A 9,924-nucleotide genomic window follows, 5' to 3' on the forward strand; every position below is an offset into this window, starting at 1 on the left:
AGCAACTACCCCCTAGGGTGGTGTTCTTCGTGCAAGGCTTGTAGGCGTGCCGTGGCAACGTGGGTATAAATCTGCGTGGTGGATAGGTCGCTATGCCCAAGCAAAAGCTGAACACTACGCAAGTCCGCCCCGTGGTTGAGCAGGTGCGTGGCAAAAGCATGGCGAAGCGTGTGTGGCGAGATGTCGGTCGTGATACCCGCCAGTAGAGCGTATTTTTTAATCAAATGCCAAAAGTTATGGCGGGTCATATAACCGCCCTGCTCGGTCAAAAACACCGCTTGGCAGTCACCGCCCTTTGTGCCGACCTTACCACTTTTGCCAGCGGTCAGTTCATGACGACGGACGAGATAACTTTGTAGGGCGTTGTGGGCGTACTCACCAAGCGGAATCAGGCGAGTCTTTCCGCCCTTGCCCGTCACTTGGAGCCAGCCTGCGTTTAGATTTAGCTCATCGAGCGACAGATTGACCAGCTCTGATACACGCAGACCGCAGGCATACATGACTTCAAGCATGGCTTTATCACGCAGTCCCAGTATGGTCGCTAGGTCAGGCGTGCCAAGCAGTCTGGTAATGTCGTCTTCGGATAAGGTCTTGGGTAGGGGCTTGTCAGCTTTGGGGTTTTTGATGTTCTCACAGGGGTTGTCGTCACGCACCCCTTCGCCCACTTGCCATAAGAAAAACTGGCGTAAACTTGCCAACATTCTCGCCTGCGTGCGTGGCGATTTGCCTTGGTTTTGTAGATACACCAAGCACCCTGCCACGTCCGTCTCCTGCCAATGGGGCAATGCCCGCTCACTGCTTGCCATGCAAGTACGCAAATCACGGATGTAGGCGTTACGGGTGCGTGTGGCAAGCCCCCGAGCGAGCATGTTAATACGAAATTCGGTCAGATACTCTGGGTCGGTGTCAGTGGTCGCCAAGGACGGCAGGCGGGGCTTGGTGGCTCGGGTTTTGCTCATGGTCGGATACGGTGCTAATATTGGGGGTATTGTAACAAACTTTGGGGGATGATTAAATGATTTTTGGGCATGCCTGCCCTTTATCATGCAATTTGCATTTTAAAAATATTTTAAAGACAAATAAGGCTTGGCTGTTTTTAAAATTTTACATCATCTGCCTTTAATCCCCCAAATCCGCCCCCATGTAGCCTATAAATTTTTAACATAAATAGGCACCCTTATGGCAAGCACCCTAAACACCGCAGAAGAAATCATTGCCGACATCAAAGCAGGCAAAATGGTCATCTTAATGGACGATGAAGACCGTGAGAACGAAGGCGACATCGTCATGGCGGCGGTTCATGTCAAGCCGTCCGACATCAACTTTATGATTACTCACGCTCGTGGGCTGGTGTGTTTGACCTTATCCGAAGCCCGTTGCCGTCAGCTTGAACTACCCCTAATGAGCGACAAAAACGGGGCGAAGTTTAGCACCAACTTTACCCTATCCATCGAAGCTAGCGAGGGCGTAACCACAGGCATATCCGCCGCCGACCGTGCCCGAACCGTGCAGGCAGCCGTCGCCCCCTTTGCCAAACCCACCGACATCGTCCAACCTGGGCATATCTTCCCCATCATGGCAAAACAAGGCGGGGTGCTACATCGGGCAGGTCATACCGAAGCAGGCTGTGACTTAGCACGCCTTGCAGGGCTTGAACCTGCGGCGGTGATTTGTGAGATTATCAAGCCAGACGGCGAGATGGCACGTCGTGATGACCTAGAACTCTTTGCCAAAGAACACGGGCTTAAAATCGGCACCATCGCCGACCTTATCCATTATCGCATGACCAACGAGCAGACCGTGGAAGTCATCGATGAGCGGGATTTTGCCAGTGAATTTGGGGCGTTTAAACTCTACCGTTTTAGAGAATATGGGGCGGACGAGACCCACATCGCCCTAGTCAAAGGCGACCCAAGCCGTGGCGTGGCGACCGTGCGAGTCCACGCCCTAAATCCCCTAAAAGATTTGTTTGGGCATGCTGACAGTAAGCACAGTTGGGATGTTCGCTCAGCACTGGCTCAAATCGGGCAAAGCGAGCAAGGCGTGTTTGTGTGGATTGACTCGGGGCGTGCCGTCGATGTCAGCGGTGCGTTAGACAAATGCCAAGCCAATGTCAGCGTTCACGAAAGTAGCGAGCCTTATCGCAGTATCGGGGTCGGAGCCCAAATCCTAAAACAGCTTGGCGTCAAAGACATGCGACTGCTATCAAGCTCCGCCAAATTTAACGTCTCAGGCTTTGATTTAAACATCGTGGAAGTTGTGCCACGTTGATTGTTGGTTTAAAATAACAAAAAAATCGGATAAGCCACTATCCGATTTTTTACTTAGCACTAGGATGGACTAAGCCATGCTTGTTTATGACATTTTTTGACCCACAGGCACGACTTGGACAAACAAAAAACCAATTTCCAATTTCCAATTTCCAATTTCCAATTTCCAATTTCCAATTTCCAATTTCCAATTTCCAATTTCCAATTTCCAATTTCCAATTTCCAATTTCCAATTTCCAATTTCCAATTTCCAAAATATTGTCCGCCGATTTTATATTTTGTCAAGTATTTTTATGATTATCAATGGGTTAAGATTTGGGATTAACTCATTGACTATTTTTGATAAATGATTTATATTAACCAAAAATCCACATAAGGACACCTGATGAACGTACAGCCTTGGCATTGGTTGGTTTTTGGTCTGATTTTGATGATATTAGAGATGTTTGTGCCGACCTTTTTTCTGCTATGGTTCGGGGCGTCTGCTGTTGTTACGGCAGTGCTTGCGTGGGCGTTTGGCTTGGGCTTTGGGGTAGGGGTCATCTTGTGGCTTGTGCTGTCGGTCATCTCGTGCGTGGCGTGGTTTAAATTTATTCAGCCCAACATCAAGACTCGCACGACCGCAGGGCTTGGGGGCAGTGTCATCATCGGCGAGATAGGCATGCTTACCCACGCCCCAAGTGCAGACAGGCTCGGCAAAGTGCGGTTTAGCGTGCCAAAAGTCGGCTCTGATGAATGGCTGTGCCGTGGGGCAGATGGCGAAGTGTTACAGGCAGGCGATAGGGTCGTGGTGGTGCAGATACTCGGTAATGAGTTGGTGGTTCGGCGTAAATAATGCCATTGGACTGCTGTTTATTACCAATTCATCATATTAGATAGATTGGTAGGGGTAAATCGCATTTGCCCTGTATTTCATTGATATAATTTTAGATAACTGTTAGATAGGGGTTTATTATGGAAGTTTTATTTGTCTTGGTGGCGTTTGTCGTCTTTACCGTTTTTAAGGGTGTCAGGCTCGTACCACAAGGCTATAAATGGGTGGTTCAGCGACTGGGGAAATATCATCAGACCTTAGAACCGGGTTTGAATTTTATCATTCCCTTTGTTGATACGGTCGCCTATAAAATCACGACCAAAGACATCGTGCTTGACATTCCCAGCCAAGAAGTCATCACCCGAGACAACGTGGTCATCATCGCTAATGCGGTGGCGTATATTAACATCATTCAGCCAGAATATGCGGTGTACGGCATTGAAGACTATGAATACGGCATTCGCAATCTGGTACAAACATCTTTGCGTTCTATCGTGGGCGAGATGGATTTGGACAGTGCGTTATCAAGCCGAGACCAAATCAAAACCCAGCTCAAACACGCCATATCAGACGACATCGCCGACTGGGGCATTACCCTAAAAACGGTGGAAATCCAAGACATCAAGCCGTCCCACACCATGCAACTGGCGATGGAAGAGCAAGCGGCTGCCGAACGCCAACGCCGAGCCATGGTAACACGAGCGGACGGACAAAAACAGGCGGCTATCTTGGAGGCGGACGGACGATTAGAAGCGTCTCGCCGTGATGCCGAAGCTCAGGTGGTGCTTGCCAAAGGTTCAGAAGAGTCCATTCGTCTTATTTCATCGGCGATGGACGGCAAAGAAATGCCTGTTGTGTACTTGCTTGGCGAGCAGTACATCAAGGCGATGAACGAGATGGCACAATCTGATAATGCTAAGACGGTTGTATTGCCTGCCGATATCCTAAACACGGTCAAAGGATTGGTGGGCGATAAGTTAAAGGGTTGATTTTATAATCATTTAACTTCAAAACGCACCAATGAAAGTAAGGTGCGTATGACACATTAATAAGATTTTTCATCTAAAAGGTGCGTGGTACGCACATTACCATACAACCAATGAATTTTTTTAAAATTTAACATTGGTACAAATTGGGGTTAATTGACTATAAAAATAAAAAGCGGTGATGATGACCGCTTTTTATTTGTAGATAAAGTTTTAAAAGATAAAAGGCGTATGATACACCCATAAATTATCTTTTAAGTTATCTTTTAAATTATCAATCCAATTCATCAAGCCACGCCATTTGAATGGCTTCTAATATCGCTTCGTTGGATTTGTCAGGCTCGCCCACAAAGCCATCAAGCTCGCACACATAGCGGTGCAAGTCGGTAAAGCGAATGTACTGCACGTCCACATCAGGGTGCTTTTCGGCAAGGGCGATGGCGATGTCTAAGCTGTCGTGCCAGTTGAGTTTCATAAAAAACCTTTTTTAGAGATAAGTTTACACAAATTTTAGCAAAAATTTTAAACCAATGCTATAATAATCGCCATTTTTATTTATCATTGTTAAATTATGAGCGTACAAACCCACACCCCCAATCCCAACCAAAATCAACGTAAAGGCAAACCACAAATCGCCAAAGCTGACCCCACCAATCCGCACCTAACGCCGATTGACCGTGAGATTTTGACCCCGCCAAACGGACACAAAAAGGTACTACTGCACTCATGCTGTGCCCCTTGCTCGGGTGAGGTCATGGAGGCGATGCTTGCCAGTGGCATTGAGTTTACCATTTATTTTTATAATCCCAACATTCACCCCAAAAAAGAGTACGAGATTCGCAAAAACGAAAACATCGCTTTTGCCGAAAAGCACGGCATACCGTTTATTGACGCCGATTATGACATGGATAATTGGTTCGCTCGTGCCAAAGGCATGGAGCAAGACCCCGAGCGTGGCAGACGCTGTACCATGTGTTTTGACATGCGATTTGAACGCACCGCCCTATACGCCCACGAGCATGGCTTTCCTGTGATGACAAGCTCGCTTGGTATCAGCCGCTGGAAAAACATGGCTCAAATCAACGACTGCGGACATCGTGCCGTTGCCCCCTATGAGGGCTTGGATTATTGGGATTTTAACTGGCGTAAAGGCGGTGGCAGTAGCCGCATGATTGAGATTAGCAAGCGTGAGCATTTTTATCAACAAGAATACTGTGGCTGTGCTTATTCGCTCCGTGATACCAATAACTTTCGCCGTAGCCAAGGGCGTGAACCCATTAAAATCGGCGTGAAGTATTATGGGGATGATGACCAATAAATAAGCCATTAAGACCAAAAGACCGTTTAATGACGGTCTTTTTTGTGCTGTTTAATAAATTTTATCAATCATCATTTAAAATTCATCAAGTTTTTTCAATTTAAAAAATCAAATCAAAACATCAAATTATTATAATTTACCAAATCATCAATCCTGCCTATAATAGCCCCATAGATTGACAAATCAAGTAACAGCAAAGTTCAAGCCAGTCATCTAAGTTGGCAATGAGTGTCATTTGTATTGTTTACATACGCTAACCGACAAGCCTACTCTGCTTTGCTATACTTGTTTTGTCATACCTTTAATCAAAATACACCGTAACCTAGGATTTATCATGACTGATACACCAAAATGCCCTTACTCAGGCACACCCCTTACCCGTAGCAACGGAGCCCCTGTTGTCGATAACCAAAACTCATTGACCGCAGGTGCCAGAGGCCCCCTACTTGCCCAAGATTTGTGGCTCAACGAAAAACTTGCCGACTTTGCCCGTGAAGTCATTCCAGAACGCCGTATGCACGCCAAAGGCTCAGGGGCGTTTGGGACATTTACCGTCACAAACGACATCACCAAATACACCCGTGCCAAGATTTTTAGCGAAATCGGCAAAAAAACCGAAATGTTTGCCCGTTTTACCACCGTAGCAGGCGAGCGTGGGGCGGCGGACGCTGAACGTGATATTCGTGGTTTTGCCCTAAAATTCTACACCGAAGAAGGCAACTGGGACATGGTTGGCAACAACACGCCTGTGTTCTTTTTAAGAGACCCCAGAAAATTCCCCGACCTAAACAAAGCGGTCAAAAGAGACCCTAAGACTAACTTGCGTAGTGCCACCAACAACTGGGATTTTTGGACGCTACTGCCCGAAGCCTTCCACCAAGTTACCATTGTCATGTCCGACCGTGGTATTCCTAAGTCGTTCCGCCATATGCACGGCTTTGGCTCGCATACGTATAGCTTTATCAATGCTGATAATGAGCGTTTTTGGGTTAAATTCCATTTTCGCACTCAGCAAGGTATCCAAAACCTAACCGATAGCGAGGCCGAAGCGGTCATCGCCAAAGACCGTGAGAGCAATCAACGTGATTTGTTTGATACCATTGAACGTGGCGATTTCCCAAAATGGAAAATGTACGTACAAATCATGCCCGAGCAAATGGCAGAAGAAGTGGATTTTCACCCCTTTGACTTGACCAAAGTTTGGTCAAAAAAACAATTTCCACTCATCGAAGTGGGCGAATTTGAGCTAAATCGCAATCCAGAAAACTTCTTTTTGGACGTGGAGCAATCCGCCTTTGCCCCAAGCAACCTAGTACCCGGTATCAGCGTATCGCCCGACCGTATGCTCCAAGCTCGCCTGTTTAACTATGCCGATGCGCAGCGTTATCGCTTGGGCGTAAACCGCAACCAAATCCCTGTGAACGCCCCACGTTGCCCTGTGTACTCAAACCACAGAGACGGTCAAGGGCGAGTGGGCGACAACTATGGCGGACGTCCGCACTATGAGCCAAACAGCTTTGGACAATGGCAAGAACAGCCCCAATATGCCGAGCCACCCCTAAAAATCAGTGGCGACGCCAAGCAGTGGGATTTTCGTGAAGATGACAGCGATTATTTTAGCCAGCCACGAGCCTTGTTTAATCTTATGAGCGATGAGCAAAAACAAGCCCTATTTGACAATACGAGAGGGGCAATGGGCGATGCGTTGGACTTCATCAAATACCGTCATATCCGCAACTGCCACGCCTGCCACCCTGATTACGGTATGGGCGTTGCCAAGGCGTTGGGCATGACGGTAGAAGACGCCATTAAAGCGTATGATACCGACCCCGCCAAACATTTGGCGAGCTGTTTGCCACCAAAGGCGTAAGCGGTTTTGGTTGATTTTAAAGATAAAAGCCACTCTGGATAGAGTGGTTTTTTGTTGTTTGTTTTGATATAATAAATAAAGGAGTAAGTAGCAGATTGATTAAGTCTTTTTTGTCGATAAAAAAATTGCATACTAGATAGCTAGTATGGAGTAGCTTTATACAACGCATTGTCATAAATGTCAAGCGTCGCATAAATCTCAGCATTATGTAAGTATCAATAATTGGCATATCTATATATTCCATTGTTATGAGCATGATTGCTATCATTCTACTAAATTGGGGTGCCATTTCTCATAATGGCGTTTCGGCACACTTTTTCAATCCTTAATGCGTACCCCGCTTACTCCAACTTTTTATCTCCTTTTTTTGATTATGAAAGAAAAAAATCTTTGGTTTAAAGTAAAGTCCTATCCACATATCGGACTACCAATCACTCAGAAAGACTGCAATAAAGTAATTAACTACATAACAAATCCAGAAAATATCAAAAATCACGCTTTCCGCCCTTTCATTCATACCCAAATCATCACGCCCAAATTTCGTAAAGGGTACGATGGTGACGGAAATCTCCTACATAATGGCAAAAGAATACACCAAAAGAAAAAAGTAAGGAATATTTATTACGCAAATCACTGGGATGCAAATATATTTGCATACTATTCACACCTACTTTCCCAAAATTATGAATGCGTTCTTAAACAAAAGGGTCTAACAGAAGTTGTTACTGCTTATAGAAAAATACCAAAAAATAACAGCAATCAGACTGGTAAAGATATTGGAAAATGCAATATTAATTTTGCCAATGACGTTTTTGAGTACATTCGTGAATATACCCAAAAACATCAAGAAATTGCGGTGATAGCTTTTGACATCGAACAATTTTTTGATAACCTAGACCATAAAATTCTAAAAAAGGCATGGGAAAATATTATAAAAAAGACAAATTTACCAGATGACCATTATAATGTTTATAAGGCTATTACCAAGTTTTCTTATGTGAAAGCAAATGACTTATTTCAATTATTTCAAAATGAGATAATTGTAAAAAGTAAATCGGGCAACATAAGGAAAAAGCCAATTAAAAAATTGGAATACCTTAGAAATCAAAATGCAATTGCTTTTTGTGAATTAAAAGACATTCAAAAAATAAGAAAATCAGGTCTAATACAAAACAACAAATATGAAAAATGTACAATAACCAATCAAAAAAAATTAAAAAATTATGGTATTTGTCAAGGCTCTTCAATCAGTGCAACCTTAGCCAATATCTATATGCTAGAATTTGACGAACTAATTCATCATAAAATTCAAGAAATAGGTGGTATTTATAGACGATATTCTGATGATATGGTTGTCATCTGCCCAATCGACCATAAAGATGAAGTTTTAGGGTTGTTTGAAACAAAAATAAAGAGTATTTCTAAGTTGAATATAAACCCCAAAAAGACACAAATATTTTATTTTAAACTAAATGGCAATAATGAAATAACTTGCTTGCAGGAATTTAATGGAAAAATTAATCACAACAGCCACAAGAAGAAATTTGAATATTTAGGTTTTTCGTTTAATGGACAGCACGTCTATCTCAAAAATTCTGCACTTGCTAATTATTATCGCAAAATGAGTATGGGTGTGCGTAGATGTCATTTTTATGCCAATCACATCAGAAATGATACGCAAGGTAAGATTTTTAAAAACAGACTTTATCGACAATATTCATACATTGGAGCCAAGCCAGCAAGAGTAGACAAAACCAAAAATAAATGGAAGCCTTCAAAACGCAAAAATTGGGGTAACTTTATTGGCTATGCAATGAGAGCAGACCAAATTTTGACGAATAGCAGAATTAAATACCAACTCAAAAACCATTGGAAGATACTTAATGCACGCATAAATAAATAAAAACTGCCCTTTGGAATTTTTGAAAGTCTTAAATGCATAAGGGTGAATTACAGTTCGCCCTGATAATTTTTTAATTTTAAGAAATAATTAAAAAAATTGTATATTATGAAAATATTGGTATAATAATACGATTGTTTCCACAAGGATATCTATGAAAAAACTGCTCATCGCCACACTCATCGCTCTATCACCCCTATCCGTTCATGCCACCAACTGGGTGGACATAGGCAGCACGAGCAACTTTATTTACCACATTGACCGTGATAGCATTCAGACACATTACTTTACTGGGGGCGGTACTTATATCACCGCTTGGGTTAAGAGAGATTATCACCAAGCCCAAGAGCTTAGTAATGGCAAGAAATACTGGCAAACGAGAGCTTTTTCGTATTATGACTGCGTTGCTCGTAAATCAGACTTTGATTATGTTATTTATTAAATCTCTTTCCAAACTAAAAATAAACCTTTATAAGTATTGGGGTTGAAGTTTTTAAAAATCCACAAAAATCGGGGTTTGGAAAGAAGTCTATTATGATAAGCAAAGTAATTCTGTTGACAGTTTCAAACGTTATGTATCCACGCATTCATCAAAAGACTGGACGAGAGCGGTTCCTGATACCGTAGGCGAGGGCAAACTTGATTATGCCTGCTCGCAAGCAGGGTGGTAAAAACATCCGCTTTTTATAAAGCGGATTTTTGTAAACTTGATGAAACGGTATTGTTAATTACCATATATCTTTGGATGTACAGCTAACAAAATCGG

Annotated in this window: 9 protein-coding genes; 7 read left to right on the top strand and 2 right to left on the bottom strand. The window is 43.5% G+C overall.

The genetic code is table 11. The annotated features are described in order from the left end of the window. Positions 1-5: 5 nt before the first annotated feature. The gene (xerD, locus tag IM753_RS09330) at positions 6-959 is read right to left on the bottom strand and encodes a site-specific tyrosine recombinase XerD (protein WP_065255806.1); all 954 of its coding nucleotides are present in this window, start codon (positions 957-959) and stop codon (positions 6-8) included. A 220-nt stretch (positions 960-1,179) separates the two neighbouring features. Between xerD and ribBA the strand changes: the two genes are divergently transcribed. From ribBA to IM753_RS09345, 3 genes are all read left to right on the top strand, one after another. Next, positions 1,180-2,271, top strand: a complete 1,092-nt coding sequence (gene ribBA, locus IM753_RS09335) for a bifunctional 3,4-dihydroxy-2-butanone-4-phosphate synthase/GTP cyclohydrolase II (protein ID WP_194109160.1) — start codon at positions 1,180-1,182, stop codon at positions 2,269-2,271. A 384-nt stretch (positions 2,272-2,655) separates the two neighbouring features. Continuing rightward, the gene (locus IM753_RS09340; RefSeq protein ID WP_065255808.1) at positions 2,656-3,105 is read left to right on the top strand and encodes an NfeD family protein; all 450 of its coding nucleotides are present in this window, start codon (positions 2,656-2,658) and stop codon (positions 3,103-3,105) included. A gap of 119 nt (positions 3,106-3,224) precedes the next feature. Then, a complete protein-coding gene (locus IM753_RS09345) occupies positions 3,225-4,073 on the top strand; it encodes an SPFH domain-containing protein (protein ID WP_065255809.1) in 849 nt (282 codons plus the stop codon). 271 nt (positions 4,074-4,344) lie between these two features. On the opposite strand, the gene iscX is transcribed toward IM753_RS09345, so the two are convergent. Next, entirely contained in the window at positions 4,345-4,545 is a 201-nt protein-coding gene (iscX, locus tag IM753_RS09350; RefSeq protein ID WP_062500506.1) for a Fe-S cluster assembly protein IscX, read from the bottom strand. A 96-nt stretch (positions 4,546-4,641) separates the two neighbouring features. Here iscX and IM753_RS09355 point away from each other — a divergent pair, with 96 nt between their 5' ends. The 4 genes from IM753_RS09355 (at position 4,642) to IM753_RS09370 (ending at position 9,600) form a co-directional block, all read left to right on the top strand. Then, a complete protein-coding gene (locus IM753_RS09355) occupies positions 4,642-5,388 on the top strand; it encodes an epoxyqueuosine reductase QueH (protein ID WP_227713124.1) in 747 nt (248 codons plus the stop codon). A 334-nt stretch (positions 5,389-5,722) separates the two neighbouring features. Continuing rightward, entirely contained in the window at positions 5,723-7,258 is a 1,536-nt protein-coding gene (locus IM753_RS09360; RefSeq protein ID WP_194109161.1) for a catalase, read from the top strand. A 328-nt stretch (positions 7,259-7,586) separates the two neighbouring features. Beyond that, positions 7,587-9,161 carry a reverse transcriptase domain-containing protein gene (locus tag IM753_RS09365; RefSeq protein ID WP_194109162.1) on the top strand — a complete coding sequence of 525 codons (1,575 nt, stop codon included), beginning with the start codon at positions 7,587-7,589 and terminating at the stop codon, positions 9,159-9,161. 151 nt (positions 9,162-9,312) lie between these two features. Continuing rightward, positions 9,313-9,600: a surface-adhesin E family protein gene (locus IM753_RS09370; protein ID WP_194109163.1), complete on the top strand. Its 288-nt coding sequence runs from the start codon at positions 9,313-9,315 to the stop codon at positions 9,598-9,600. Positions 9,601-9,924 lie beyond the last annotated feature (324 nt).

It is taken from the genome of Moraxella sp. K127 (genome assembly GCF_015223095.1).
GTDB lineage: Bacteria > Pseudomonadota > Gammaproteobacteria > Pseudomonadales > Moraxellaceae > Moraxella.

Bases quoted from the DNA above. Each gene is read 5' to 3' on its own strand.
- IM753_RS09360 (WP_194109161.1), top strand. From the start codon at position 5,723: ATGACTGATACACCAAAATGCCCTTACTCAGGCACACCCCTTACCCGT.
- iscX (WP_062500506.1), bottom strand. From the start codon at position 4,545: ATGAAACTCAACTGGCACGACAGCTTAGACATCGCCATCGCCCTTGCC.
- IM753_RS09345 (WP_065255809.1), top strand. From the start codon at position 3,225: ATGGAAGTTTTATTTGTCTTGGTGGCGTTTGTCGTCTTTACCGTTTTT.
- IM753_RS09370 (WP_194109163.1), top strand. From the start codon at position 9,313: ATGAAAAAACTGCTCATCGCCACACTCATCGCTCTATCACCCCTATCC.
- IM753_RS09340 (WP_065255808.1), top strand. From the start codon at position 2,656: ATGAACGTACAGCCTTGGCATTGGTTGGTTTTTGGTCTGATTTTGATG.
- ribBA (WP_194109160.1), top strand. From the start codon at position 1,180: ATGGCAAGCACCCTAAACACCGCAGAAGAAATCATTGCCGACATCAAA.
- xerD (WP_065255806.1), bottom strand. From the start codon at position 959: ATGAGCAAAACCCGAGCCACCAAGCCCCGCCTGCCGTCCTTGGCGACC.
- IM753_RS09355 (WP_227713124.1), top strand. From the start codon at position 4,642: ATGAGCGTACAAACCCACACCCCCAATCCCAACCAAAATCAACGTAAA.
- IM753_RS09365 (WP_194109162.1), top strand. From the start codon at position 7,587: ATGCGTACCCCGCTTACTCCAACTTTTTATCTCCTTTTTTTGATTATG.